Origin of the sequence: Variovorax paradoxus (genome assembly GCF_902712855.1) — a bacterium.
Lineage (GTDB): Bacteria > Pseudomonadota > Gammaproteobacteria > Burkholderiales > Burkholderiaceae_C > Variovorax > Variovorax paradoxus_Q.
Genome location: NZ_LR743507.1, coordinates 2,542,905 through 2,568,475, shown reverse-complemented (window position 1 = coordinate 2,568,475; position 25,571 = coordinate 2,542,905). Strand labels below are relative to the sequence as shown.

28 protein-coding genes are annotated in these 25,571 nt (G+C 68.3%); 19 read left to right on the top strand and 9 right to left on the bottom strand.

Annotated elements, in window-relative coordinates; all coding sequences use genetic code 11:
• Positions 1-53 precede the first annotated feature (53 nt).
• Positions 54-1,148, bottom strand: a complete 1,095-nt coding sequence (locus AACL56_RS11600; protein WP_339089981.1) for a PA0069 family radical SAM protein — start codon at positions 1,146-1,148, stop codon at positions 54-56.
• Between the two features lie 119 nt (positions 1,149-1,267).
• Here AACL56_RS11600 and AACL56_RS11595 point away from each other — a divergent pair, with 119 nt between their 5' ends.
• The 6 genes from AACL56_RS11595 to AACL56_RS11570 all read left to right on the top strand — a co-directional run bounded on the left by AACL56_RS11595 (position 1,268) and on the right by AACL56_RS11570 (position 5,398).
• Positions 1,268-1,852 (top strand): GbsR/MarR family transcriptional regulator, encoded by a 585-nt coding sequence (locus AACL56_RS11595; protein WP_339089980.1) that lies wholly within the window; start codon positions 1,268-1,270, stop codon positions 1,850-1,852.
• A gap of 63 nt (positions 1,853-1,915) precedes the next feature.
• On the top strand, positions 1,916-2,338 hold the full coding sequence (locus AACL56_RS11590) for a thiol-disulfide oxidoreductase DCC family protein (protein WP_339089979.1): 423 nt from the start codon (positions 1,916-1,918) through the stop codon (positions 2,336-2,338).
• A gap of 39 nt (positions 2,339-2,377) precedes the next feature.
• The gene (locus tag AACL56_RS11585) at positions 2,378-3,334 is read left to right on the top strand and encodes an SAM-dependent methyltransferase (RefSeq protein ID WP_339089978.1); all 957 of its coding nucleotides are present in this window, start codon (positions 2,378-2,380) and stop codon (positions 3,332-3,334) included.
• A 48-nt stretch (positions 3,335-3,382) separates the two neighbouring features.
• The gene (locus AACL56_RS11580) at positions 3,383-4,429 is read left to right on the top strand and encodes an SRPBCC domain-containing protein (RefSeq protein WP_339089977.1); all 1,047 of its coding nucleotides are present in this window, start codon (positions 3,383-3,385) and stop codon (positions 4,427-4,429) included.
• On the top strand, positions 4,426-5,043 hold the full coding sequence (locus AACL56_RS11575; RefSeq protein ID WP_339089976.1) for a DUF4166 domain-containing protein: 618 nt from the start codon (positions 4,426-4,428) through the stop codon (positions 5,041-5,043). The genes AACL56_RS11580 and AACL56_RS11575 overlap by 4 nt, the downstream gene beginning before the upstream one ends.
• Positions 5,044-5,050: 7 nt before the next feature.
• Positions 5,051-5,398, top strand: a complete 348-nt coding sequence (locus AACL56_RS11570) for a DOPA 4,5-dioxygenase family protein (protein WP_339089975.1) — start codon at positions 5,051-5,053, stop codon at positions 5,396-5,398.
• Here AACL56_RS11570 and AACL56_RS11565 read toward each other — a convergent pair.
• Both AACL56_RS11565 and AACL56_RS11560 read right to left on the bottom strand, forming a co-directional pair.
• A complete protein-coding gene (locus AACL56_RS11565) occupies positions 5,395-6,747 on the bottom strand; it encodes an aromatic ring-hydroxylating dioxygenase subunit alpha (RefSeq protein ID WP_339089974.1) in 1,353 nt (450 codons plus the stop codon). The two genes, AACL56_RS11570 and AACL56_RS11565, sit on opposite strands and share 4 nt — an antisense overlap.
• A gap of 22 nt (positions 6,748-6,769) precedes the next feature.
• Positions 6,770-7,756 (bottom strand): Bug family tripartite tricarboxylate transporter substrate binding protein, encoded by a 987-nt coding sequence (locus AACL56_RS11560; RefSeq protein ID WP_339089973.1) that lies wholly within the window; start codon positions 7,754-7,756, stop codon positions 6,770-6,772.
• 109 nt (positions 7,757-7,865) lie between these two features.
• Between AACL56_RS11560 and AACL56_RS11555 the strand changes: the two genes are divergently transcribed.
• From AACL56_RS11555 to AACL56_RS11545, 3 genes are all read left to right on the top strand, one after another.
• Positions 7,866-8,693, top strand: a complete 828-nt coding sequence (locus tag AACL56_RS11555; protein ID WP_339089972.1) for a helix-turn-helix domain-containing protein — start codon at positions 7,866-7,868, stop codon at positions 8,691-8,693.
• Between the two features lie 399 nt (positions 8,694-9,092).
• Positions 9,093-9,974, top strand: coding sequence for a universal stress protein (locus AACL56_RS11550; RefSeq protein WP_339089971.1), 882 nt, complete (start codon positions 9,093-9,095; stop codon positions 9,972-9,974).
• The gene (locus AACL56_RS11545; RefSeq protein WP_339089970.1) at positions 9,971-10,645 is read left to right on the top strand and encodes an N-acetyltransferase; all 675 of its coding nucleotides are present in this window, start codon (positions 9,971-9,973) and stop codon (positions 10,643-10,645) included. The genes AACL56_RS11550 and AACL56_RS11545 overlap by 4 nt, the downstream gene beginning before the upstream one ends.
• A gap of 3 nt (positions 10,646-10,648) precedes the next feature.
• Here AACL56_RS11545 and AACL56_RS11540 read toward each other — a convergent pair whose 3' ends face one another.
• Positions 10,649-11,599, bottom strand: coding sequence for a LysR family transcriptional regulator (locus AACL56_RS11540; RefSeq protein WP_339089969.1), 951 nt, complete (start codon positions 11,597-11,599; stop codon positions 10,649-10,651).
• Positions 11,600-11,693: 94 nt separating this feature from the next.
• Here AACL56_RS11540 and AACL56_RS11535 point away from each other — a divergent pair, with 94 nt between their 5' ends.
• Both AACL56_RS11535 and AACL56_RS11530 read left to right on the top strand, forming a co-directional pair.
• Complete coding sequence (locus AACL56_RS11535; protein ID WP_339089968.1) at positions 11,694-12,791, top strand: adenosine deaminase family protein; 1,098 nt, start codon at positions 11,694-11,696, stop codon at positions 12,789-12,791.
• Positions 12,792-12,799: 8 nt separating this feature from the next.
• Positions 12,800-13,777: a Bug family tripartite tricarboxylate transporter substrate binding protein gene (locus AACL56_RS11530; protein WP_339089967.1), complete on the top strand. Its 978-nt coding sequence runs from the start codon at positions 12,800-12,802 to the stop codon at positions 13,775-13,777.
• Positions 13,778-14,206: 429 nt separating this feature from the next.
• Here the strand turns inward: AACL56_RS11530 and AACL56_RS11525 are convergent, their stop codons facing one another.
• The gene (locus AACL56_RS11525; protein WP_339089966.1) at positions 14,207-14,662 is read right to left on the bottom strand and encodes a CBS domain-containing protein; all 456 of its coding nucleotides are present in this window, start codon (positions 14,660-14,662) and stop codon (positions 14,207-14,209) included.
• A 207-nt stretch (positions 14,663-14,869) separates the two neighbouring features.
• Here AACL56_RS11525 and AACL56_RS11520 point away from each other — a divergent pair, with 207 nt between their 5' ends.
• Together AACL56_RS11520 and AACL56_RS11515 are read left to right on the top strand one after the other, a co-directional pair.
• A complete protein-coding gene (locus tag AACL56_RS11520; protein WP_339089965.1) occupies positions 14,870-16,180 on the top strand; it encodes an O-acetylhomoserine aminocarboxypropyltransferase in 1,311 nt (436 codons plus the stop codon).
• Position 16,181: 1 nt separating this feature from the next.
• Positions 16,182-16,985, top strand: a complete 804-nt coding sequence (locus tag AACL56_RS11515) for an alpha/beta fold hydrolase (RefSeq protein WP_339089964.1) — start codon at positions 16,182-16,184, stop codon at positions 16,983-16,985.
• Between the two features lie 28 nt (positions 16,986-17,013).
• Here AACL56_RS11515 and AACL56_RS11510 read toward each other — a convergent pair whose 3' ends face one another.
• The 3 genes from AACL56_RS11510 to AACL56_RS11500 are packed head-to-tail and all read right to left on the bottom strand — an operon-like array spanning position 17,014 to position 19,100.
• Entirely contained in the window at positions 17,014-18,018 is a 1,005-nt protein-coding gene (locus AACL56_RS11510) for a Bug family tripartite tricarboxylate transporter substrate binding protein (RefSeq protein ID WP_339089963.1), read from the bottom strand.
• Position 18,019: 1 nt separating this feature from the next.
• Positions 18,020-18,682, bottom strand: coding sequence for an NmrA family NAD(P)-binding protein (locus AACL56_RS11505; RefSeq protein ID WP_339089962.1), 663 nt, complete (start codon positions 18,680-18,682; stop codon positions 18,020-18,022).
• 25 nt (positions 18,683-18,707) lie between these two features.
• Positions 18,708-19,100 carry a thioredoxin family protein gene (locus tag AACL56_RS11500; RefSeq protein ID WP_339089961.1) on the bottom strand — a complete coding sequence of 131 codons (393 nt, stop codon included), beginning with the start codon at positions 19,098-19,100 and terminating at the stop codon, positions 18,708-18,710.
• A 106-nt stretch (positions 19,101-19,206) separates the two neighbouring features.
• Between AACL56_RS11500 and AACL56_RS11495 the strand changes: the two genes are divergently transcribed.
• Positions 19,207-19,545 carry an Mpo1-like protein gene (locus AACL56_RS11495; protein WP_339089960.1) on the top strand — a complete coding sequence of 113 codons (339 nt, stop codon included), beginning with the start codon at positions 19,207-19,209 and terminating at the stop codon, positions 19,543-19,545.
• A 229-nt stretch (positions 19,546-19,774) separates the two neighbouring features.
• Here the strand turns inward: AACL56_RS11495 and AACL56_RS11490 are convergent, their stop codons facing one another.
• Entirely contained in the window at positions 19,775-20,986 is a 1,212-nt protein-coding gene (locus AACL56_RS11490; RefSeq protein WP_339089959.1) for a YihY family inner membrane protein, read from the bottom strand.
• Positions 20,987-21,096: 110 nt separating this feature from the next.
• Here AACL56_RS11490 and AACL56_RS11485 point away from each other — a divergent pair, with 110 nt between their 5' ends.
• From AACL56_RS11485 to AACL56_RS11465, 5 genes are read left to right on the top strand one after another with little or no spacing between them, the layout of a single operon-like run.
• Positions 21,097-21,516 carry a DUF2069 domain-containing protein gene (locus AACL56_RS11485; RefSeq protein ID WP_339089958.1) on the top strand — a complete coding sequence of 140 codons (420 nt, stop codon included), beginning with the start codon at positions 21,097-21,099 and terminating at the stop codon, positions 21,514-21,516.
• Positions 21,513-22,940, top strand: a complete 1,428-nt coding sequence (locus AACL56_RS11480; RefSeq protein ID WP_339089957.1) for an FAD-binding oxidoreductase — start codon at positions 21,513-21,515, stop codon at positions 22,938-22,940. Before AACL56_RS11485 ends, AACL56_RS11480 begins: the two co-directional genes overlap by 4 nt.
• 48 nt (positions 22,941-22,988) lie before the next feature.
• Positions 22,989-23,831 (top strand): thymidylate synthase, encoded by an 843-nt coding sequence (locus AACL56_RS11475; RefSeq protein ID WP_339089956.1) that lies wholly within the window; start codon positions 22,989-22,991, stop codon positions 23,829-23,831.
• A 7-nt stretch (positions 23,832-23,838) separates the two neighbouring features.
• Complete coding sequence (locus AACL56_RS11470) at positions 23,839-24,372, top strand: dihydrofolate reductase (RefSeq protein WP_339089955.1); 534 nt, start codon at positions 23,839-23,841, stop codon at positions 24,370-24,372.
• Entirely contained in the window at positions 24,369-25,517 is a 1,149-nt protein-coding gene (locus tag AACL56_RS11465) for a phosphatidate phosphatase App1 family protein (RefSeq protein WP_339089954.1), read from the top strand. The genes AACL56_RS11470 and AACL56_RS11465 overlap by 4 nt, the downstream gene beginning before the upstream one ends.
• Positions 25,518-25,571 lie beyond the last annotated feature (54 nt).

Genomic DNA, 25,571 nt, shown 5'->3' with positions numbered 1-25,571 from the left:
CACCCGTCTCTTGCGTCCGTTCCCGCGTTGCTCAGGCCCGCCGGCGACAGCAACTAGAACAGGCTGCCCTGCCCCGCAGCACCTGGCGGCCGGAACGCATCGATGTCCATCGGGATGCGTTCGCGGTTGTAGCCCAGCCGGTTCGTCGCCTTCATGAAGCGCTGGTGGATCAGGTCGGCCCACAGGCCGGAGCCCTTCATGCGCGTGGCGAAGTCGGCGTCGTAGTCCTTGCCGCCGCGCATTTCGTGGATGCGCGCCATGATGCGATCGGCGCGTTGCGGATAGTGCAGCGCCAGCCATTCCTTGAAGAGCGGCGCCACCTCCCACGGCAGGCGCACCACCGTATAGAAGGCGCTGCGCGCACCGGCTTCCCACGCGGCGTTGAGCACCTGTTCCATGTCCTCGGTGACGAACGGGATCTGCGGCGCCACGCTCACGCCGACCGGCACCCCCGCCTCGGTCAGCGTGCGGATGGTGCGCAGCCGGCGTTGCGGTGCGGCGGCGCGCGGCTCCAGCTTGCGCGCGAGCTCGCCGTCGAGCGTGGTCACGGTGACGTACACCGCGGCCAGCCGCTCTGCGGCCATGGGAGCGATCAGGTCGAGGTCGCGCTCGATGGCGCTCGACTTGGTGACCAGCGCGAACGGATGCCGCGTTTCTTTGAGCAGCTCGATCACCGAACGGGTGAGCCGCAGTTCGCGCTCGATCGGCTGATAACAGTCGGTGGCGGTGCCGATGGCGATGTAATTCGGCCGATAGCTCTTGCGGCCAAGCTCGGTGCGCAGCACCTCGACGATGTTGCGCTTGGCGATCAGCTTGGTCTCGAAGTCGAGCCCTGGCGATAGGTTCAGGTAGCTGTGGGTGGGCCGCGCAAAGCAGTAGATGCAACCATGCTCGCAGCCGCGATACGGGTTGATCGAACGGTCGAAGGAGATGTCGGGCGAATCGTTGCCGTTGAGCGCCGACTTCACATCCTCGAAGCGCACCTCGGTGGCGAGGGGCTGGAGTTCTGCGGCCTCGGCCGCGCCTTCCTCGAGGGTGCCCCAGCCGTCGTCGTAGGCGCTGCGTTCGTCGCTGGTGAAACGGTGCGCCAACCGCGTGGCCGCGCCGCGGCCCTTGATGGCGTGGATGGGAATCGAGACGGACGACATGACGGCTTCCTTGCAACGGCAATTACTGTTTATTCATACAGTATTCCAATGCATCCTGGTTGTCCACGGTTTTTAATTTCTCTATTGACAGAAATTTCGTAAAACCTAAACTGCAACCCATGGAACTCACCGACATTCAACGCAAATTCGTCCTTCACTGGGGCGAAATGGGCTCCATGTGGGGCGTGAACCGCACCGTTTCGCAGATCCACGCCCTGCTCTTCGCCCACGGCAAACCGATGAACGCCGAGGAGCTGTCGGACACGCTGGGCGTGGCGCGCTCCAACATCAGCAACAGCCTGAAGGAACTGCAGGCCTGGAACCTCGTGCGCATCACCCATACGCTGGGCGACCGCCGTGACTACTTCGAGACCAGTGTCGACGTGTGGGAGCTGTTCCGTACCGTGGTGCGCGAGCGCAAGGAACGCGAGTTCGATCCCACCGTGCGCGTGCTGCGCGAGCTGGTCTCCAGCCCCGACTTCCAGAAGGAACCGGCCGACGCCCAAGACCGGATCCGCTCGACCATGGAACTGATGGAGAAGCTCGCCACCTGGGCCGACGAGATGCTGCGGCTGTCGCCCGGCACGCTCGACAAGGTGCTCACATTGGGCGCGAGCGTGCAGCGATTCGTGCGCGGCGATGGGGCACCCGCGGGCAAGGGCGAAGACCCGGACGCACACCACGCCAGCCTTCCGATGATCTGACTTCCCCCCTTTTTTTGCGCATCAATTTCTGTTTCAACAGAAATATCGAGAACCAAGAACAGCATGACCTCCATCACCCACACTACCTACCCGATGACTGTCTATTTCGACGCCAGCTGCGCGATCTGTTCCGCCGAGATGGGCAGCATGAAGGCGCGCGATGCGGCCGGCCGGCTGCAACTGGTCGACTGCTCGCCGCAGGACTTCGTCGACGGCCCGGCATCGCGCGACGCGCTGATGGCGGCCATCCACGTGACGGATGCGCAGGGCCTGGTGTTCGTCGGCGTGCCGGCGATCCGCATCTGCCGCACGGCCGTGGGCTTGCCGAGCGGCAGCTTGCTGCTCGACCTGCCTCTCGTCGCGCCGCTGGCCGACCGCGCGTACGCGTTGCTGGCGCGCAATCGTTATCGCATTCCACGCTGGCTCGCGACCCGGCTGGCCGGGCGCACGGCGCCTTCCTGCAGCCAAGGCAACTGCCGCCTCTGAACGCCGCACGCCTAAGAACAAGCAACCGAGGGAACCCCCATGCCCACCGTTTTTCAGCCCGATGTCCGCATGCCGCACGAAGGCGCGGCCCACACCGCTGCCGGCACTTCGTCCGCACCGATCACGGCCGAAGACACCCGGCACTACTTCACCGAGGTCGCAGCCGACTACAGCGCCTGGAGCCCCAGCTACAACATGCACTTCGGGTTCTGGCGCGCGGGCCTGAACCCGCTGCGCCGCGAAGGCATGCTGGTCGAGATGAACCGCGCGATCGGCCGCGCGCTGCAACTCGGCAAGGCGCCGGCCGATGCCGCACAGCGCCGATGCGTGCTCGACCTGGGCTGCGGCGCCGGCGCCACCGCGCGCACCCTGGTCGGCGACGACCCCTCGCTCTGCGCCATCACCGTGACCAACGTCGCCGTGCAGAACCGCATCGCCGCCAGGCTCGATGCAGCCGCCGGCGTTGCAGACCGCATGGCGCACATCGAGGCCGACTACACCCGCACCGGCCTGCCCGCGGCGCAGGCCGACGGGGCCTGGGCCGTGGAGAGCGCCTGCTATGCCAGCGGCACCGACAAGGCGGACTTCATCCGCGAGGCCGCGCGCCTGCTGAAGCCCGGCGCGCGGCTCGCGGTGGTCGACGGCTTCCTGTTGCGGCGCACGCCCGGCCGCGTGGCGCAATGGCTGCACCGCCTGTGGGCCGACAGCTGGGCCGTGCCCACGCTGGCGGTGCGCGACGAGTTCGTCGCCGCGCTGGAACGCAGCGGCTTCGAGGACATCGAGGTGAAGTCGCTGCGCTGGCGCGTGGCGCCGAGCGCGCTGCACATTCCGGTGCTGGCCACGCGCTTCACGCTGGCCGAACTCTGGAAGGCGCGCGGCAGGCTCAGCCCGTGGCGCCGCAAGCACATCGTGGCCAGCTACTGCGCGCTCGCGCTGGGCATGTTCTGGCGCGACTTCGACTACTGCATGGTCACCGCCCGGCGCCGCGCCATCTGAACCTGCCGGGCCGACAGAACGAATCAAACGACGAGGAGAAGAATTTCGATGCACAACGATTCCGGAGAAGACAGCAGGCTCGGCGATCCCGCCATGCCGGCGACCAGCGACACCCTTGAAGCGCCCCCGCGCCGCATGCCCTTCGCATGGTTCTGGCCGATCCTCGCGGGCGCCGCCATCGCGCTGGTGCTGCGCATCGTCTTCAGCGGCGGCCCGGGCCAGCGCTTCTCGGCAATGCTCGGTTCCTTCGTGTACTTCGTGCCCGCCGTGTGCGGGGCGGTCACGGTGTACCTGGCCGAACGCATCGAGCGGCGCAGCTGGGGCTACTACCTCTGGGCGCCGTGGGTGGCCACCGCCCTGTTCGTCATCGGCACGCTGGTGGTGTTCATCGAGGGGATCATCTGCGCCATCGTCATCGTGCCGCTGTTCGCGGTGATGGGCAGCGTCGGCGGACTGGCGATGGGCATCGTGTGCCGCATCACCAACTGGCCGAAGCACGCCGTCTACGGCTTCGCAGTGCTGCCGCTGGTGCTCGGCGCCGTCGAGCCCCAGCTGCCCAACCCCGACCGGTTCTCGCACACCTCGCGCACGCTCTTCATCGCGGCGCCCGCGGAGCGCGTGTGGCGCGAGCTCAACGATGCACGCGACATCCGCCCCGGCGAGATCGGCGACGCCTGGGCCTACCGCATCGGCGTGCCGATGCCCGTGTCGGGCGTCACGGTCGAAACGCCCGAGGGCCGCGTGCGGCAAGTGCATTGGCAGAAGAACGTGCGCTTCGACGAAATCATCACCGACTGGCAGCCCGGTCGACTGCTCAGGTGGCAGTACCGCTTCACGCCCGACTCGTTCCCCGCCGGCTCGCTCGACGACCACGTGATGATCGGCGGCCAGTACTTCGACCTGCGCGACACCGCCTACACGCTGACCCCGCGCGACGGCGGCACCGAGCTGCGCATCGACGTGTCGTGGCGCCTGAGCACGCGCTTCAACTGGTACGCCGACCGCGTGCTGCAGGCATTGCTGGGCAAGGGCTCCGAGAACATCCTGCGCTTCTACAAGGCCCGCAGCGAGGCCGTTGCCACGGCGGCCGGATGAGGCACACACCGGTCTTCCAGCAGGCGCTCGGCCCCGCGTGGGAACAGCTCGGCGACGTCATCCGCCGGCACTACGCCATGGCACCGTTCTCCGACGACCAGGTGTGCGTGCGCGGCACGATGAGCGAGGTGTGGCATGCACGCTGGGCGGCACTGCTGATGCCCTTCGGACGCCTCTTCGGCGCGCTGGTGCCGCACACCGGCAGCAACGTGCCGATCGAGGTGCACTACAGCTGCCGCCCCGACAACGCGCATCTCCTCTGGGACCGCGTCTTCCACTTTCCCGGCAGGCCGCCCTTTCATTTCCGCTCGCACATGGAACACGACGCGAGCCAGGGCGCCGAAGTGATCGAGTACGTGCGCTTCGGCATCGGCATGCGCCTGGCCGTGAGCGCCGAGCAAGGCGCGCTGGTGTTCCGCGACCTCGGCTACGTCTGGCGCGTCGCAGGCCTGCGCATTCCGCTGCCGCTGGGCCTGTTCCTGGGCACCGCCTACGTCGAGGAGCGCCCCGACGCCGACGACCCCGACCACTTCACCATGAAGATGCGGCTGCAGCACCGCTGGTTCGGCGATGTCTTCCGCTACAGCGGGCGATTCCTGTTGCCGCCACAATGAGCGCACCATGCCGCGCCGCCCCGAAAACCTCTACGCCCAATACCACGCCCACGTCTACTTCGCGCCCGACACGCTCGCGCAGGCTCGCACCCTGTGCGAGCGCGCGGGCCGGGAACTGATGGTGGTGGTCGGGCGCCTGCACGAACGGCTGGTCGGCCCGCACCCGCACTGGAGCTGCCAGCTGGCCTTCGACGCAGCCGAGTTCGACCAGGTCATCGGCTGGCTCGAAGCCAACCGCGATGGCCTCGACGTGTTCGTGCACGGCGTGACGGGCGACGGCTTCGCCGATCACACGGCGCACGCCATGTGGCTCGGCGAGGAAAGCGCACTCGACCTGCGGATGTTCCGGCACTAGGCCCTGGCGGCGCCCTCGGCCGCCTCTCCGACCTCGTCGGCCTCCTCGCTTCCGGCGCCGTGCACCTTGAAGAAGGTCGCGCCCTGCACCTTCTGGCCGATGGCCTTCTCGTAAGCCGCGCGCACATCGTCGGGCTGCCCCGCCTGTCCGAAGAAGTCCTTCAGGTACGGCCCCAGCAGCGGATGCGCGGCCAGCTCCTTGCGCGGCAGGCCGTTGAGCATCTCCTCGCGGCAGGCCGACGGCAGGAACAGGTCGCGGTTCTTCTCCGGGTCGCGGATCAGTCCTTTCGGCTCGTGCGCCGGGTCGGCCTGCATCGCCTCGATCTCCTCGAAGAAGCGGCGGCGCATCATCACGATGCCCTTGTCGCTCTGGCCCAGCTTCTCGCGCGTGCGGTCGGTGATGGCACCCTGTCCCACCCACACGACGAAGTCCTGGTTGGCGACGTGACTGGTGATCCAACGGTTGGTCACCGGGTCCTTGATGGGACCGTACCACGAGGGAATGCGTTCCTGGACGTAGGGCTCCTGCTCGGCCGGAAGGCGGCTCAGCACCCACAGCACGCTCAGCGTGTGGTGGTCGTCGATGGGCACGCGCCATTCGAAGTGATGGCCCAGGAAGAAGCCGTTGGGCCACAGCGTGACGCGGCCGGTGGTCCACATCACGTTGTCCTCGCGCTCGCCGCCGCGCAGGCGCTTGTAGACGAAGCCGTGCTCGAACTCCTCGAAGGCCAGCTTCAGGTGCGTGGGCACATAAGGCCCTTCGTCGCCCTGCAGCCGCGTGGTCCAGTTGTTGTGGGTCCACTCGAAGTGCACCGGGTCGATGGAGTTCTCCTGGCACTGGAACCAGTTGCACGGAATCTCCGCGAACACCGCCTGCGCAAAGCCGTTCCTGTAGTTGAACAGCTCCCAGTCGGGCAGCAGCGGTGCGGGCTGCGGGCCCATGTAGGCCCACAGCAGGCCGGCCTTCTCCTGCACCGGATAGGCCTTGATCTTCGTGTTCCTGCGCATGCGCGCGCCCGGGTCCAGCGTCTCCTCGAAGGGCTGGTGGATGCACTGGCCTTCCTGGTCGTACTGCCAGCCGTGGTAGCTGCAGCGCAGGCCGCACTTCTCGACGTAGCCGTACGACATGTCGGCATTGCGGTGCGGGCAGCGCCGGTCGACCAGGCCATAGTTGCCGCTCAGGTCCTTGTAGAGCACCAGGTCTTCGCCCAGGATGCGCAGCGGCTTCACTGCCTTGTCCTCGAACTCGCTCGCGCCCGCGATCGGGTGCCAGTAGCGGCGCAGGTAGTCGCCCATCGGCTTGCCGGGGCCGACCTCGGTCAGCAGGCGGTTCTTTTCTTCGCTCAGCATGTTTCGTCTCCTTGTGGGTTTTTCAGTCGGCACGAATGCCGAAATCGCGCACCAGCTTGCCGAAGCGCTGGTCGTCGTCCGAGATCTGTTGCGCCAGCACGGCGGGCGCGCCGCCCACGGGCTCGATGCCGAGCGCGGCCATCTTGGCCTGCACGTCGGGCATGCGCAGGATCTCGTTGAAGTGCCTGTTGAGCGCCTGCACCACGTCGGCCGGCATCGCCTTGGGGCCGAGCAGGCCCATCCAAGCGCTCACGTCGACGTCCTTGTAGCCCAGCTCCACGAAGGTCGGCACGCCGGGCATCAGCCGCGTGCGCTGGCGCTCCGCCACCGCGAGCGGAATGAGCTTGCCCGCGGTGATGTGTCCGGCCACGGCGCCGGGCGTGATCCAGCCCACGCTGATGTGGCCGCCCAGCGCATCGTTCACCACCGGCGCCACGCCCCGGTACGGCGCATGCGTGGCCGAGATGCCCGCGTCCTTGTTGAGCAACTCGCCCGCGATGTGCATCGGCGAACCCGCGCCGGGCGTGCCGTAGGTGGTGGTCTTGCCGGCCTTGGCACCGGCCACGAACTGCGCCACGGTCTGGATGCCGGTGGACGGTGCGGTCACCAGCAGCAGCGGAATGTTCCCGGTCTTCACGACGGGCGTGAAGTCCTTCACCACGTCGTGCGCCACGCCGGGGCCGGCCTTCATCACGTGCTGAGCAATGGGAAAGGTGCTGGGCGTGAACAGCAGCGTGTAGCCGTCGGCAGGTGCCTTCGCGACCCACACGTTGCCGATCATGCCGCTCGCGCCGGGCCGGTTGTCGACCAGCACCGGCTGCCCGACGCGCTGCGAGAGCTTCTCGGCATAGGTGCGCGCGATGGCATCGGTGTCGCCGCCCGCGGGATACGCGACGACGATGGTGATCGGTTTCGAAGGCCAGGCCTGCGCCAGGGCCGCTGTCGCGGCACATAGCGAAAGAATGGCTCCTGCAGCCGCACGGACCGCGTTTCGGTGGTGAAACATCATGCTCTTTTCCTTCAGTGGGAACGACGTTGGAGGTCGATCGGACTGTAGGAACGCGGTCGCGCAGCCAGAAGATATAGTTTCACTCAGTGAACCAATTGAGGGTAAGCACATGTCCGATACCGCCGGCGCGAACAGCGTGAAGTCGATCGACGCGCTGCGCCGCGGACTCGACGTGATGCTGGCCATCCAGCGCTCGTCCGCAGTCACCCTGCAGGAGTTGCACCGGCAGACCGGCCTGTCGAAGGCCACGCTGCTGCGCATCCTCAAGACGCTGCAGCACGCGGGCTGGGTCGAGCGCAGCGAGCACGACAGGCGCTACGTGCCCACCTCGGCCATCGGGCAATCGGGCCCGGTGGTGGCATGGCGTACGCGCCTCTCGGCGCTGGCGGCCAGCGCGCGCGCCACCCTGCAGCGCGTGGTGCCATGGCCCATCGACCTCGGCGTGCGCGACGGCACGGCGATGCTCATCCTCGACACCGACCGGCCGCGCAACGGCCTCGCCGTCAACTACCGCGCGCTCGGCTTCCGGCCGCCGATGCTGCTGTCGTCGCTGGGCCGCTGCTACCTGTCGTTCTGCCCCGAGGAAGAGCGGCGCGAAATCCTGGCGGCGCTCGCGCGTTCGCCCAACGACTTCGACCGCAGCGCGCGGCGGCCCGAGCACATCCGCCGCATGGTGGCCCACGCACGCGACCTCGGCTACGTGGCGCGCGACCCGACCGCGACCAGCCTCGATTCGCCCGACCGCTTCGGCGCGGTATCGGTGCCGTTGCGGCACGAAGGCGCGGTGGTCGGTTGCCTCAGTTGCGCCTGGCTGCCGGCGGTGAAGAGCGAGCGCGAGATCGTCTCGGCGCACCTCGGCGACCTGCAACTCGCCGCGCAGAACATCGAGCGCAAGCTCGCGCAGGCCGGCCTGGGCCTGCCGCCTGCGAGCGACTGAGCCTCGATGCGAAACACGCGGCGCTGGACGCTCGGCACTCGGCGCTCCACATTCCGCGCCGGTGCCTGCAATCCGGCAAGCACCGTGAGGCCATTGTTTGCCCCGGTGCCCGCGGCTTCCTACACTCCGACCCATGCAACGCCAGGCTTTCATCCGCAACAGGTCGCGCGCAGTCTTCACTGCGCGGATGACTGCGGGGTCGCACCAGACCCTCGCAGATCTCTGAGCCCGGCGGTCAGCCTCCCTCTCCCTCCTTCAGCACCTTTCATCGACCGCCGGGCCCCACCCGCGCGGTAGCGCGCCCGCACGGGCACGCCGCGCTTTCCCCAGCTGATTTCCTTGCCTGTCGCCGCACGTCGCTGCTGCGGCGGCCGGCTTCGTCATGCGGAAAGAACACCGATGAACATCCAATCCATCCTGGCGGTGACGGACCTGTCCGCGCCGGGCCTGCGAACCGTCGTGCGCGCGGCTTCCATCGCTTCGGCGCACGGCGCGCTGCTGAAGATCATGTACGCCCCGCCGGGCTTCGCAGGCCCTGCGGATGCCAATGCGGCAGCGGGCCTCGGCGCGGTGTGCGTCGACGCGGCCGAGCGCTTCGGCATCCTCGTGAAGAAGGTCGACACCACGCATGGCGGCCTCGAGGGCGCCGCCGAGGAGGCGGGCTGGTGCGATCTCGTCGTGATCGCCGACGATCCCGACCGCTCCGCCACCGGCTTCTTCCTGGGCCAGCCCGCCGAACGGCTGCTGCGCAAGGCGCGCAAGCCGGTGCTGGTCGTACGGCTCGATGCGCGTGCGAACGGCTACCGGCGCGTGCTCGTCGCCGTCGACCTCATGGACGAATCGCGTCCGCTGGTCGACCTCGCCTGCGCGTTCGACAGCGCGGCCGATATCGAACTGTTCCACGCCTTCAACGCCATGCACGAAGGCAAGCTGCGGCAGGCCGATGTGTCGGTGCACGTCATCGACGCCTACCGCCACGCCTGTGCACGCCACGCGCGAGACCGGATGCTGTGGCTGTCCGACGCGACGACCGCGCGCCGCAACCGCGTGGTGTCGTCGATCGGGCGCGGCGACCCCGCGCGGCAGGCCGCGGTGCAGCAGCAGTACACGAACGCCGACCTGCTGGTGGTCGGCAAGCGGCGCGGCACGGCGCTGATGGACTTCCTGTTCGGCAGTGTGGCGCTGCGCGTGCTGCGATGGTCCACGAGCGATGTGCTGGTGGTGCCGCACGGCGCGCTCGCGCAATGGCAGGGACGCCGCGCCGCGGCGCCGGCGCAATGACGCCCGGCCTGGCGCTGGCGCCGCCTTTGCTGTCGCCCTTTCTGCTGCCTCTTCTGCCACGTTTTCTCGCCCTGCCGCCCCGCTGGCTGCTGCGCCCTGCCGAGCTGCGGATCGACGTCGACCCGCGCAGGGCGAAGCCCGCGGACACGCTCCTGCCGGTGCACGAACGCATGCGCGCACTCGGCGACCGCCTGCAGGACATGCCGCATCTCGTGCTCGGCGACCCGGGCCTGCGGGCACGTTGTCGCGAGGCCGACGGCGAGCTGTACGTCTACATCGAGGACACGCGCCGCGACCGCCTCGTGGGCTACACCGTGTTCAACCGCCTCATCGAACTCGACCGCCGCGCCGACCGCCACATCCGCGCGCCGCATTCGCAGTACGACCCGGCGTTCCAGCGCCGCGGCCTGGCCTCGGCGGTGTATGGCTGGGCACTGGCTCAGGGCATCTGCCTCATGAGCGGCGCGCGCCAGTCGCCGGGCGCGCATGCGCTCTGGCAGTGCCTGTCGCGGCAGCACGAGGCAGGCTTCGTCGATCTGCGCGCCAGGCGGTTGCGCTATCTCGGCAAGGAGATCGAAGCCCGCACGTTGACCGAGCTCCACACGCGCATGTTCCTGCTCGGCGATGGCTGGACGCTCGAGCGCTTCAGGCGCGAGGTGCGGATGGAATGACTTTCAGCGGCGCACCCGCGGGGCCTTCATACGCCGCACGGCCGGTTCGGCGGCCTGCGGCAGCCGTTCGCGCAGGAATGCGATGAGCTCCTGCGCCACCACGTTGCGCATCGGGCCCGGCAGGTAGGCCAGCACCACGCGGCGCTCGATGCGCGGTTTCAGCAGCGGCACCACGGCCAGTTCGGGGTCGCGCAGCGACGAGGTGTACAGGCGCGGCATCAGCCCCAGCGCCTGGCCGCTGCGCACCAGCGCATAGAGCGTTTCGGAGTAGCTCACGCGGTATGACTCGGCGCCCTGCGCGAACTGTGCGCGCGCCGGATTGCCCAGCGCCGGCATGCTGCCGGTCTCGAACAGCACCAGCCGTTCCTTGCCGATGACCTCCCAGTCCGCGTCGCCCGCCGCGGCCAGCGCATGGTCGCGCCGCACCACCAGCACCAGCGGGTCGCGGAACAGGTCGATGCAGGCCAGCCCGCCCGGCGGCTCGGTGATGGCGGCCACCGCCATGTCGAGCTGGCCGCTGCGCACCTCGGCCAGCAGCGTGTTGGACGGCGCGTCGCGCCAGGCCAGCTCCAGGTCCCTCTGCGCGCCCTGCGTGAACTCGCCGGCCGCAGCAGCCACCCGCGCTGCGGCCGACGGAATGACACCGATGCGCACGAAGGCCCGGCCGCGCTGTACCGTGCTTTCGATGTCGCGCAGCGCCACTTCGAAGGTGTTGACCAGGAAGTCGGTGCGTGCAAGCACCTCGGCGCCCACGGGCGTGAGCTCCAGCCGATGGGTCGAGCGCGTGAGCAGTTCGACGCCCAGCAGCTTTTCCATCTGCTTGATCGCATTGCTGAGCGCCGGCTGCGTGATGGCCAGCCGTTTTGCAGCACGGCCGAACTGGCCTTCTTCCACCAGGACCGAGAAGAACTGCAACTGGCGCATCGTGAGCGCACGCAGGGGCAAGGCGGCCATGGTCACTCCTGGTTGCATCGGTTATTGATCGGGTGAATCAAATTATAGAAATTCAAAATTTTCCTTATGAGGTCGCCCTGACTAGACTGCTTCGATGACCAGCCCCACGCCTGTCCCCTTCACGCTGGAGCCCTTCCTGCGTGCGATCCCCAAGGTGGAGCTGCATTGCCACCTGTTCGGCACGGTGCGCCACGACACCTTCAAGCAACTCAACCTGCGCGCCGGCGCGCCGCTGGCGGCCGACGAGATCGAGGGCTTCTACACACGGGGCGAAAAGCCGGTCGGCGTGCTGCGGGTGCTCCGCGCGCTCGACGCCCAGCTGGTGCGAAGCGCCGGCGATCTCTACCAGCTCGCGCTGGAATACCTGCAGGACGCGGCATCGCACAACGTTCGCTATGCCGAGTTCTTCTGGAACCCGACCGGCACGGTGCACGCGTCCGGCATTCCCTACGCCATGGCGCAAGGTGCGATCGTGCGCGCGATCCACGATGCGCAGCAGGAGTTCGGCATCGTCGGGCGCCTCATTGCCGCCATCGACCGCGAGGCCAGCGCCGAGGCGGCGGTGGAAATGGTCGAGTGGGTCACGTCGCACCGCTGCGACGAGGTGATCGGCATCGGCATCGACTACCGCGAGAACGACCGGCCGCCGGAGCTGTTCACCCAGGCCTATGCGAATGCGAAGAAAGCCGGCCTGAAGACCACCGCGCACGCGGGCGAGTTCGGCATGCCGTGGACCAACGTGCGCACGGCGCTCGACGTGCTGCAGGTCGACCGCATCGACCACGGCTATACGGTGGTCGACGAGCCCGACTTCGCGCGCCAGTGCGCCGAACGCGGCGTGATCTTCACCGTGGTGCCGACCAATTCCTACTACCTGCGCACGCTGCCCGCCGACCGCTGGGCCCTGGACCACCCGATCCGCCGCATGCCCGGCCTGGGCCTCCGCATCCATCCCAACACCGACGACCCGACGCTGCACAAGGTCACGCCCACGCAGGCCTGGCTGATGATGGTGCGCGACTTCGGCTTCGGTCTCGACGACCTGCGCGGCTTCATGCACAACGGCCTCGATGGTGCGTGGATCGACGACACGCAGCGCCGCGAATGGCGCACGCAGTGGAGCGACGCCTACGACTCGCTGCGCGCCCGCCTCGCCGACGAGCCCGCCCCTTCCCCCGACCACCAAGGATGACCCACGCCATGCACACGCCTCGCCGTCTGCTTCTCGCCGCCGCACTCTGCGCGGCGCTGCCCTCCATGGCCCTTGCCCAGGCATGGCCTGCCGCGAAGCCCATCACGCTGATCGTGCCGTTCACTGCCGGCGGCAGCGTGGACGTCAATGCGCGGCTCGTTGCGCAGCGACTCGGCGAGCGGCTCAAGCAGTCGGTGGTGATCGAGAACGTGAGCGGCGCAGGCGGCGCCATCGGCGTGGCCAAGGCAGTGAATGCGACGCCCGACGGCTACACGCTGGTGGTGGGCCCGGACAGCGCCATCGCCATCGGCAAGCTGGTGAATCCGACGGCCTTCCGCTTCGACCCGCTGAAGGACCTGGCGCCGGTCGGCCTGCTCAACACCGCGCCCATGGTCCTGGTGGCACGCCCCGGCCTTGAGGCGCAGACCTTCGGCGACTTCGTGAAGCTCGCCAAGGCCAGGCCCGGCAAGTTCAACTACGCCACCTCGGGCGTGGGCACCGTGCTGCAGCTGTCGATGGAACTGCTGAAGGAGCGCAGCGGCATCTTCGTGACGCACGTGCCCTATCGCGGTGGCGCCCAGATCGCTACCGACGTCATCGGCGACCAGGTCGACCTGGCGATGCTGGTGAGCACGAGCGCGATTCCGCATGTGAACGGCAAGCGCCTGAAGGCACTGGGCACCACCAGCAGCAAGCGGCTGGCCGCGCTGCCCAACGTGCCGACCTTCGACGAGATGCCCGGCCTCAAGGGCTTCGACATGGTGAGCTGGACCGGCATCTTCGCGCCCGCGAAGACGCCGCCGGCCGTGGTCGCCCAGATCAACCAGGAACTGAACGCGGTGCTTCAGGAAGAGGGTGTGCGCGCCAAGCTGATGGAGCAAGGCGCGCTGCCGGGCAGCGGCACGGCGGAGTCGTTCGGGAAGTTTGTGCACGCGGAGTACGCGCGCAACCAGAAGATCGTGCAGACCGCCAACATCAAAGAGTAGCTAGGCTCGCCCCCAGGCTTCGCGCACTTCGTGTCGCTTCTCCTTCCCCCGACCGGGGGCAACACCTGCGGCCCGGCAAAGCCGGTTCCGCGGTGTTCTTGGCTCGCCCCCAGGATGCGCGCACTTCGTGTCGCTTCTCCTTCCCCCGACCGGGGGCAACACCTGCGGCCCGGCAAAGCCGGTTCCGCGGTGTTCCTGGGCTCGCCCCCAGGATGCGCGCACTTCGTGTCGCTTCTCCTTCCCCCTACCGGGGGCAACACCTGCGGCCCGGCAAAGCCGGTTCCGCGGTGTTCACGGCTCGCCCCCAGGCTGCGCGGCACTTCGTGTCCGCTTCGCCTTCCCTCTACCGGGGGCGACAGCTTAGGACCAGTGGAGCCGGTTCCGCGGTGTTCCTGGCTCTGGACTGGCGGGGCTTGCCGGGTGCCGGGCTCAGCCGGTCTTGCTTTCGTCTTCGGCCGGCCAGTCGCGGATGTAGGCCTTGAGCATCTTGTTCTCGAAGTTCTGGCTGTCGACGACGGCCTTGGCGACGTCGTAGAAGCTGATGACGCCCATGAGCATGCGCTTGTCCATGACCGGCATGTAGCGTGCATGGCGCTCGAGCATGATCCGACGGATCTCGTCGAGGTCGGTTTCGAGGGTGCAGGTGACGGGCGCGTCGTCCATGGCCTTGCGCACGAGCGTGGTGCCAACCTGGCCGCCGTTGTTGACGATGGCGACGATCACCTCGCGGAAGGTGAGCATGCCGACAAGGTCGCCGTGCTCCATGACCACCAGCGAACCGATGTCCTTTTCCGCCATCGTGTTGGCGGCTTCTGCCAGCCTGTCGTCTGGCGTGATGGTGAAGAGCGTATTGCCCTTGACGCGAAGGATGTCGCTGACTTTCATCGTGTGCTCCTCTCGGGACTCAATCTCGGCTCGGTGTGAGCAATCTCTGGGGTATGCATGAAGCGGTGTCGGCGGGGTGCCTTTTTTGAATATAGCCCACAATCGACGCCGACCCGCACGCCCCTGTCGCGAACGCATGAATCGCAGACGTAACGGAGCATTGCGAAGCGACCCCAGAGACAACCGCGCACACTGAGAAAGGCCCCAATGCCCGGATATTCCGACCCCGGTTTCGATACCCTCGCGCTGCATGCCGGCGCCGCGCCCGACCCCGCCACCGGCGCGCGGGCTGTGCCCATTCACCTGACCACCTCCTTCGTGTTCGAGTCGAGCGACCATGCGGCCGCGCTCTTCAACCTGGAGCGTGCCGGCCACGTGTATTCGCGCATCAGCAACCCGACCAACGCGGTGCTGGAACAGCGCGTGTCGGCGCTCGAGGGCGGCATCGGCGCCATCGCCACGGCCAGCGGCCAGGCCGCGCTGCACCTGTCGGTGGCCACGCTCATGGGCTCGGGCTCGCACATCGTGGCCAGCACCGCCCTGTACGGCGGCTCGCAGAACCTGCTGCACTACACGATGCGCCGCTTCGGCATCGAGACCACCTTCGTGAAGCCGGGCGACCTCGACGGCTGGCGCGCCGCGGTACGCCCCGAGACCAAGCTCTTCTTCGGCGAGACCGTGGGCAACCCCGGGCTGGACGTGCTCGACATCCCTGCGGTGAGCGACATCGCGCACGAGGCCGGCGTGCCGCTGCTGGTCGACTCCACCCTGACCTCGCCCTACCTCATCAAGCCCTTCGACTGGGGCGCCGACCTGGTCTATCACTCGGCCACCAAGTTCCTGTCGGGCCACGGCACCGTCATCGGCGGCGTGGTGGTCGACGGCGGCAGCTTCGACTGGGAGAAGTCGGGCAAGTTCGCCGAACTGACACAGGCCTACGACGGCTTCCACAACATGGTCTTCAGCGAGGAAAGCACCGTGGGCGCCTTCCTGCTGCGCGCGCGCCGCGAAGGGCTGCGCGACTTCGGTGCCTCGATGAGCCCGCACACCGCGTGGCTGATCCTGCAGGGCATCGAGACGCTGCCGCTGCGCATGGAGCGCCACATCGACAACACGCAGAAGGTGGTCGAGTTCCTCGCCACGCACCCATTCGTCTCGCGCGTGGGCCATCCGCTGATCGAATCGCACCCGAGCCATGCGCTCGCGCAGAAGCTGCTGCGCCACGGCGCGCGCGGCGCCGGCGCGGTGTTCAGCTTCGACATCAAGGGCAGCCGCGCGCAGGGCAAGGCCTTCATCGAGACGCTCAAGCTGTTCAGCCACCTGGCCAACGTGGGCGACTGCCGCAGCCTGGTGATCCACCCGGCGAGCACCACGCACTTCCGCATGACGGACGAGGCGCTGGCGGGCGCGGGCATCTCCCAGGGCACGATCCGCCTGTCGATCGGGCTCGAAGACCCGTCCGACCTGATCGACGACCTGAAGCGTGCGCTGAAGGCCGCGGAAAAGGCAGGTGCCTGACATGGACTACACCGTCAACGGCCACGCCACCTACTGCTACACCGGCGGCAAGCCCTTCGATGCGGCCAAGCCCACAGTTGTGTTCATCCACGGCGTGCTGAACGACCACAGCGTCTGGATCCTGCAGAGCCGCTGGTTCGCCAACCACGGCTGGAACGTGCTCGCGGTCGACCTGCCCGGCCACTGCAAGAGCGCGGGCGCACCGCCGGCCAGCGTGGAAGAGGCAGCGCAGTTCGTGATCGCGCTGCTCGACGCGGCGGGCGTGCAGAAAGCGGCGCTGGTCGGCCACAGCTTCGGCTCGCTCATTGCGCTCGAGGCCGCCGCGCGCGCGCCGGAACGCATCACGCAGCTCGCGATGGTCGGCACCGCGTATCCGATGGTGGTGTCGCCCGCGCTGCTCGAAAGCTCGGTGAGCGACCCGCAGCGGGCCATCGCCATGGTCAACACCTTCTCGCATTCGCTGTTGGCGCCGCCGCCCTCCTCGCTCGGACCGGGCACCTGGCTCTACGGCAGCTCCCGCGCGCTGATGCGCCGCGTGCTGGCCAGCAACCGAGAGGCCAACGTGTTCCACATCGGCTTCAAGGCGTGCAACGACTACGCCAACGGCGAATCGGCCATCGAGAAGGTGCAATGCCCGGTGCTGTTCCTGCTGGGCGACGCCGACCAGATGACGCCGCCGCGCGCCACCAAGGCCCTGGTGGGCAAGGCGCGCAACGGCAAGGTGGTCACGGTGCACGCCGGCCACTCGCTGATGAGCGAGGCGCCCGACGAGGTGCTGTTCGTGCTGCGCGACTTCCTGTCCTGAGCCTCGAGGTGCCGGAAGCCCCGGCGCCTCAGTCCAGCGAAAGGCCCGCGCGCTCCGCCTCGACGCGGTAGCGCGCAATCTCGTCTTCCGCCTCGGTGCGGAAGGCCGCCGCGCCGAGCGATATCGGCTCCATGCCCTGCGCGCGCAACGTCGCCTGAACTTCTACATCGCCTGCGGCCACGGTGACGGCGCGCGAGAGCCTACCGATCACCGCCGCCGGCGTGCGCACTGGCGCAGCCAGACCGAACCAGGCCTCGAAGGTGGCCTGGCGCAGCCCCTGCTCGGCGAGCGTGCGCACCTCGGGGAAGGTGCGGGAGCGCTCGCGGCCCAGCACGGCGATCGCGCGCATCGTGCCCGCCTGCACCTGCGATGCCACTGCGCCGGCCACCTCGATGCCCAGGTCGACCTCGTTGTTGTTCAGCGCCACCATGAGCTGGCCGGTGGTGCGGTACGGAATGGCCTGCAGCCGGATGCCCGCCGCCCTCGAAATCATCTCGCCCGCCAGGTGCGGCCCCGAGCCCGCGCCGAATGTGCCGTAGCGGATGCGCCCGGGTTCGGCCCTGGCCGCGGCGATCACCTCGTGCAGCGAATGCCACGGCGCCTCCCGCCCCACCACCAGCGCGAGCGAAGTGCGCGCGACGATGGCGATGGGCGCCAGGTCGCGCAACGGGTCGTACGGCAGGCGCTTGCGCAGCGCGGGGTTGATGCTGAAGCTGGTCGAACTCGACAGCAGCAGCGTGTAGCCGTCGGGCGCGGCCCGCACGACCGATTCGGTGCCGATGACAGTGGCCGCGCCGGGCTTGTTCTCCACCACGATCGGCTGCCCGAGCTGCGCCGCGAGGCTCTGTGCGAACGCGCGGGCCACCATGTCGCTGCCGCCGCCGGCCGAGAACGGCACGACGATGCGGATGGGGCGCTGCGGCCAGGTGTCTTTCGGCGGCGCATGGGGCTGGGCATGTGCGCCCGGCACCACGCAGGTGCCCGACAGCAGCAGGCTGCCCAGCGCGCGCAGGAGCTTGGCCCGAGGACGCAACTCAGCCCAGCGCGTTGATGTCCGCCGGGTCGAGCACCGCCTTCGGCGCGCCCTTGCGCGCGACGGCGAGCATGGCGCGCCCGAGCTTCTCGGTTGTCGTCACCCGGTTCGGCCACAGCCTGAACGCCAGTCCCAGCACGGGCTTGAGCACGACGATGGCCGCGTCGTACAGCGGCGTCTTCGAGCGGATGCCATGCAGGGGCTGGATCATGCCGGGGCGGAACATGAATGCCGCCTTGAAGGGCAGGCGCAGCAACGCGTTCTCGGTGGCGCCCTTCACGCGCGCCCACATGCTGGTGCCGCGTTCGCTGCTGTCGGTGCCGGCACCGGTCACGTAGGTGAAGGTCATGCCGGGGTTGAGCCGCGCCAGCACCGTGGCCGCGGCCAGCGTCAGGTCGTAGGTGATGCGCCTGTACTCGGGCTCCTTCATGCCGACCGACGACACGCCCAGGCAGAAGAAGCAGGCGTCGAAGCCCTGCAACTGCGCCTCGATGGCGCCGTAGTCGTACATGTCCTTGTGGACCAGGTCGTGCAGTTTCGCGTGCTGCTGTCCCGTCGGGTTGCGGCCGACGGCGACCACACTTTCCACGTCGGGCGCCAGCAGGCACTCGCGCAGCACGCCCTGCCCCACCATGCCGGTGGCGCCAAAAATCAGGATCTTCATGGGAGTCCGCGGGAAAGGTTGGGGGTCAGACCGTGAAGGCGGCCGGCTTTCTGTTCAACACCGCCAGCAGCAGGTCGACGTCGAGGCTCGACGGCTTGGGCGGCTGCAGCGCGGAAAGCATGCGCGAGAGCGTTTCGGCGTGCGGCAGCAGCGGGCCCAGAAAGCGCGTGCCGTCGGCGCCTGCCACGAGCAGCGTGGGGAAGGTCTCGACGTCGAAGGCGTCGGCGATGTCGGCGTGGTCCTCGATGTCGACCCAGGCAAAGCGCATCTGCGGGTGCGCGCGCGCCACCTGCTCGAGCAGGGGCCGGTAGTCGCGGCAGGTGCCGCACCACTCGGCGCACAGGCACACGACCCACGGCGCATCGCCGGCCGGTCCGGCCGATTCGGGGGTGCTGGAGGCGTCGGGTAGTGCGCTCAAGGTCGATGCGTCTAAGGTGGGAAGGAATGACCGGATGGTGCCATCGCAAGGCCGTGGCTATTATGGACAAAGCCCTCCCGCAGCACACAGCAAGGAGATCCGTCCGATGAACACCACGACCGCCCCCGGATCTGCCGTCGATCCGCGCCGTTTCGAGAGCTTTGCCGAGTTCTATCCGTTCTACCTGACCGAGCACGCCAACCTCGCCTGCCGGCGCCTGCATTTCGCGGGCTCGACGATCTCGCTCCTGTGCCTGGTGGCGCTGGTCGTCACGTTCAACCCCTGGTGGCTGCTGGCCGGACTGGTGGCGGGCTACGGCTTCGCCTGGGTCGGCCACTTCGGCTTCGAGAAGAACAGGCCGGCCTCCTTCAAGCGGCCGCTCTACTCCTTCATGGGCGACTGGGCGATGTACCGCGACATCTGGCTCGGGCGCGTGAAGATCTAGCCCGCCCCCGAACCTGCGCGCACTTCGTGTCGCCCGGGGGTCACCCTCGAAGGGAGCTTGCACATCGGACCATTCAAGCTCTGAGCACCGCGCCAGAGCGCTTCATGCGCGCGGGATCGCGGGCTCCGGTTCGCGAGACACCGCGGAACCGGCTCCGCCGGGCCGCAGGTGTCGCCCCCGGAAGGGGGTTGGCGCAGCGGCATGAAGTGCGCGCAGCCTGGGGGAGAGCCTAGATCAGCAGCACATCGCCCAGGCGCAGCGAGCGCAACGGGCCTTTCTGCCACAGGTCCTCGAGCGGTTCCGCGCGGGGCATCATCAGTTCCTTGAGCAGCGGCTCGATGGGCGTCGACGGGTCCGCCAGCAGCACGTATCGCGGGTCCTCATTGGCCGGCTCCTCGGCCAGCGGCGCGATCCAGTCGAGCGCGACGAGGGTTTCGAGCACCGGCGCGAGCTGCAGCGCATCGACCCGCATGCGCGTCACCAGTTCGGTCGCGCCCATGCCCTTGTGCGGCGTGGCCTGCGCGCGCGCCAGATGCTGCAAGGCCTCCATGGCGAGCTGGAGCGGCCAGCCGGCGGTGCCGCCGCGCCGGGCCACGCCCGTCAGCAGGCTCGGCAGGTACGCCGCGATCACCGCGCCGAGCAGCACGATCACCCAGGCCACGTAGATCCAGACCAGCAGGATCGGGAAGGTGGCGAATGCGCCGTACAGCACCGAATAGGTCGGCACGAGGCTCAGGTAGTAGCCCAGCACCCGCTTGGCGATCTCGATGGCGGCCGCCACGAAGATGCCGCCCGCCCAAGCATGCGACCAGCGCACGTTGGTGTTGGGCACGTAGTGGTACAGCGAGGCCATCCCCACCGCCAGCAGCGCGAACTCGAAGGTGTCGAAGAACAGCTTCACCATGCCGCGCCCCACCACGTCGCTGGTGGCCGAGACCACGTACGAGGTGGTCGACAGGCTCACCGCCAGGATCACCGGCCCCAGAGTGATGGCGGCCCAGTAGATGAGCACCCGCTGCGCGAAGGGCCGCGGCGAGCGCACGCGCCAGATGTTGTTGAGCGTCTTGTCGATCGTGAGGATCAGCGCGATGGCCGTGATCACCAGCACGATCAGGCCTGCGATGCCCAGGCCGCTGGCCTTGCTCGCGAACTGGTTGAGGTAGCCGAGCACCTGGCGCGAAATGTTCTCGGGAATCAGGCTCTCGATGAGCCAGCGCTGCAGGCGGCCCTGCATCTTGGCGAACATCGGGAACACCGTGAACAGCGCCAGCGCCACCGTGAAGAACGGCACCATCGCGATGGTCGTCGTGAACGTCAGGCTGCTGGCCGTGAGGCCGAGCTTGTCCTCGCGAAAGCGCTCGCCCAGCACCGCCGCGGTGTTGCGCCACGGAAAGCGCGAAAGATCCCTCCAAAGCTGCCTTCGATTCATGGCCGGTATCATAGGAGTTGAACTTTCCCCCAGCCTCCGCGCACTTCGCGTCGCTGCACGATCCCCCTTTCGACGGGGCGATACCGGCGGCCCGGCGAAGCCGGTTCCGCGGTATCCCGCTCATGAATGCCAATCAGCCGCTGCCGCCCTCTTCCGTTCGCGCGACCCGCTGGGCCGCCGTGGGCAGCGTGCTCGGCCTCGTCGTGCTCGGCCTGGCCTGGGAACTGTGGCTTGCGCCGCTGCGCCCCGGCGGCTCGCTGCTGGCGCTGAAGGTGCTGCCGCTGGTGATTCCGCTCGCGGGCCTGTGGAAGAACCGCATGTACACCTACCGCTGGGTCAGCCTGATGGTCTGGCTCTATTTCACCGAGGGCGTGGTCCGCGCCTGGAGCGACATCGACCGCATGAGCCAAGCGCTCGCGCTGGCCGAGGTGCTGCTGTGCCTCGTGCTCTTCGCGGCCTGCGCCTGGCATGTGCGGCTTCGGCTGCGCCACGCCAGGGCGGCCGCTGCCGCCGCCCGACAACTGGAGGCTTCCACCCAATGACCCAACCTTCCGAACTGATCGACCAGCTGCGCGCCATCGTCGGCGCCCAGCATGTATTGAACGAGGGCGACCTCACGGCCTACGAGCAGGACTGGCGCAAGCGTGCGCGCGGCAAGTCGCTGGCCGTGGTGCGCCCCGGCACCACGCAGCAGGTGGCCGACGTGGTCAAGGCCTGCGCGGCAGCCGGCGCGCCGGTGATTCCGCAAGGCGGCAACACCGGCCTGGCCGTCGGCTCGATTCCGGACGACAGCGGCACGCAGGTGGTCCTGAGCCTGCAGCGGCTGAACGCGATCCGCACCATCGACGGCGCCAACCTCACGATGACGGTCGAGGCCGGCTGCATCCTGCAGACGCTGCAGGAGGCCGCAGAAAAGGCCGGCTACCTGTTCCCGCTGAGCCTGGCCGCCGAAGGCAGCTGCACCATCGGCGGCAACCTTGCCACCAACGCGGGCGGCACGCAGGTGGTGCGCTACGGCAACACGCGCGAGCTGTGCCTGGGCCTCGAAGTGGTCACGCCGCAGGGCGAGATCTGGGAAGGCACCAGCGGCCTGCGCAAGGACAACACCGGCTACGACCTGCGCGACCTGATCGTGGGCAGCGAAGGCACGCTGGGCATCATCACCGCCGCGACCATGAAGCTCTACCCGCTGCCCGCGGCGCAGCTCACCGCCTGGGCCGCCGTGCCTTCGCTCGACCACGCGGTCACGCTGCTGGGCCTCGCGCACAAGCACCTCGGCTCGGGCCTTACCGGCTTCGAGGTGATGGGCAAGTTCGCACTGAGCCTGGTCGACAAGCACATGCCGCAACTGCGCGTGCCCTTCATTCAGGACGAGGCGGTGCCTTACTGCGTGCTGCTGGAGAACTCCGACAGCGAATCCGAGGACCACGCCCGCGCGCGCTTCGAGGCGCTGCTCGAGACCGCGTTCGAGGACGGCTGCGTGACCGACGCGGTGGTGGCGGAGAACCTCACGCAGGCGCATCAGCTGTGGCACATCCGCGAGAACATCCCGCTCGCGCAGGCCGAGGAAGGGCTGAACATCAAGCACGACATCTCGATCCCGGTGTCGCGCATCCCGGCCTTCGTCGAAGAGACCGATGCGATGCTGAAGCGCGAGATCGAAGGCGTGCGGCTCGTGAACTTCGGCCACCTGGGCGACGGCAACCTGCACTACAACGTGCAGGCGCCCGAGAACATCGACACCAAGGCCTTCCTGAAGAACGAGGAAGAGCGCATCAACACGCTGGTGTACGACGCGGTCGAGAAGTTCGGCGGCTCGTTCTCGGCCGAGCACGGCGTGGGTTCGCTGAAGGTCGACAAGCTCGAGAAGCACAAGTCTCCGGTGGCACTGGAAATGATGCGCGCCATCAAGCGCGGGCTCGACCCGAAGAACATCCTGAATCCGGGCCGCGTGATCCGCGTCTAGGTTTTCGCGCTCATCCCTTCACCGTCCTCCGTCCAGTCCCCTTCCGCCATGACCTCCACGCCCACCCGCCCCATCCGCTCCCAGTACGAAGACTTCATGCGCCACGTCGACACGCACGGCGTGTTCAAGAGCGACCGCACGGGCACCGGCACGAAGAGCGTGTTCGGCCACCAGATGCGCTTCGACCTGAACGAGGGCTTCCCGCTGGTCACCACGAAGAAGGTGCACCTGAAGTCCATCATCCAGGAGCTGCTGTGGTTTCTGACCGGCTCGAGCAACAACAACTGGCTCAAGGAACGCGGCGTCACCATCTGGGACGAGTGGGCGCGCGAGGACGGCGACCTGGGCCCGGTGTACGGCGTGCAGTGGCGCAGCTGGCCCACGCCCGAGGGCGGGCACATCGACCAGATCGCCGACGTCATCAAGACCCTGAAGAGCAACCCCGATTCGCGCCGCATCATCGTGAGCGCATGGAACGTGGCCGAGCTGTCGAAGATGGCGCTAATGCCCTGCCATGCGTTCTTCCAGTTCTACGTGGCGCCGCCGCAGGCCGAAGGCGAACGCGGCAAGCTGAGCTGCCAGCTCTACCAGCGCAGCGCCGACATCTTCCTGGGCGTGCCGTTCAACATCGCGAGCTACGCGCTGCTCACGCACATGGTGGCGCAGCAGTGCGACCTCGACGTGGGCGACTTCATCTGGACCGGCGGCGACTGCCACATCTACAGCAACCATGCCGAGCAGGTGGCGCTGCAGCTCAGCCGCACGCCGTACCCCTACCCCACGCTGAACATCAAGCGCAAACCCGAATCGATCTTCGACTACCGGTACGAGGACTTCGAGGTGCTCGACTACCGGCACGGCGACCCGATCAAGGCACCGGTGGCGGTCTGAGCAGCCGATGACCACGCCACGCATCAACCTCATCTTCGCGCGCGCCGCCAACGGCGTGATCGGCGCGAACAACACGATCCCCTGGCACCTGCCCGAGGACATGGCCCACTTCAAGCAGCAGACGGCAGGCGCGCCGGTGATCATGGGACGCAAGACCTGGGACTCGCTGCCGCCGCGCTTCCGGCCGCTGCCGGGCCGGCAGAACATCGTGGTGACGCGGCAGGCCGGCTGGCAGGCCGAGGGCGCGCAGCGCGTGGGCAGCCTGCAGGAGGCCCTGGCATCGTGCGCCGGGCAGGAGCCGCCGGAAGTGTGGGTCATCGGCGGCGCGCAGATCTATGCCGAGGCCGAGCCGCTCGCGCATCGCGCGGTCGTCACCGTGCTGGAGCGCGACTACGAAGGCGATGCCTACGCACCCGTGCTCGACCCTGCCGAATGGCGCGAGACGCAGCGCGAGTCGCATGTCTCGGCCAAGGAAGGCCTGGCCTTCAGCTTCGTGACCTGCGAACGCATCGCGTCCAGGCAGGCACCGCGGGACGAATGAGCCCCACCGATCGCCGGCAACCCGCCGTCCCGCAACTGCGGCGCCGATCCCTGGTGATGGGCGCGGCGGCGCTGGCGGGCCTGTCGCCGCTGAGCGCCGTGCAGGCGGCGCCCGAACCGCTGGAGCCCGACGAGGAGGCGCTCTTCATGACCGGCACCGCGCGCCCCACGGACGACGGCCGGCTCGAGGTCGACATCCACGCATGGATCTTCGAGCGCGAGCGCGTCTGGGGCCTGAACACCGCGCTCGCACGCTACCTCGGGCTGAACCTGAAGAAGCTCTCGCCCGCCGCGCGGCTTCGCTTCAACCAGCGCACCGCCCTGTTCCACACCGAGTCGGAAGAAGGCAAGGTCATCGGCATCGATTTCGACAACAGCGACGCGCGGGTGACGATGCCGCCTTCGGGCGCGGACGGCCGCACCAACCTGCGCGTGGTGGTCGACATGCCGCGCGCGCCGCTGCTGTCGGTAACGCCTGCCGCACCGCCGCAGTGGGTGCAGTTCCACGGGGTCACCGGGCCGGGCGAACTGCTGCACCGGTTCAGGGGCCAGGCGCAGATCGTTCCCGCAGAGGGCCTGTCGGTCATCTCGGACATCGACGACACCATCAAGCACACGCAAGTGCGCGACCGGCGCGAGATGCTGCTCAACACCTTCTCACGCCGCTTCGAGGCCGCGCCGCGCATGGCGGCCTGGTATCGCGCGCTGGCGAAGACGCCCGGCACGCGCTTTCACTACCTGTCGGCCAGCCCGATCCAGCTGTATCCGGCGCTGTCGGACTTCATCCGCAACGCCGACTTTCCCGCCGGCAGCATGCACCTGCGCGAGAGCACAACCTGGCGCACGCTGGTTCCGGCCGCCGAGGACTCGCGCGCGCACAAGCTCGGCGTGATCGACAGGCTCATCGCGGAGTTTCCGCAGCGCCGCTTCGTGCTGGTGGGCGACTCGGGCGAAGCCGACCCGGAGCTGTACGCGCAAACGTTTCGCACGCACCCGCAGCGCATCGATGCCATCGTGATCCGCGACGTGACGGGCGAAGGCCGGCTGTCCGATCGCTACCGCGCGACCTTCGAAGGCATCGACCCGGTGTACTGGCATGTCGTGACGCCCGACACCACCGCCTGGCCGGCCGCGCCACGCAACTGAGCCGCAAACGAACAGCTGCTTCGACGCCCGACCGGTCGGCAGAAGAACACTTCG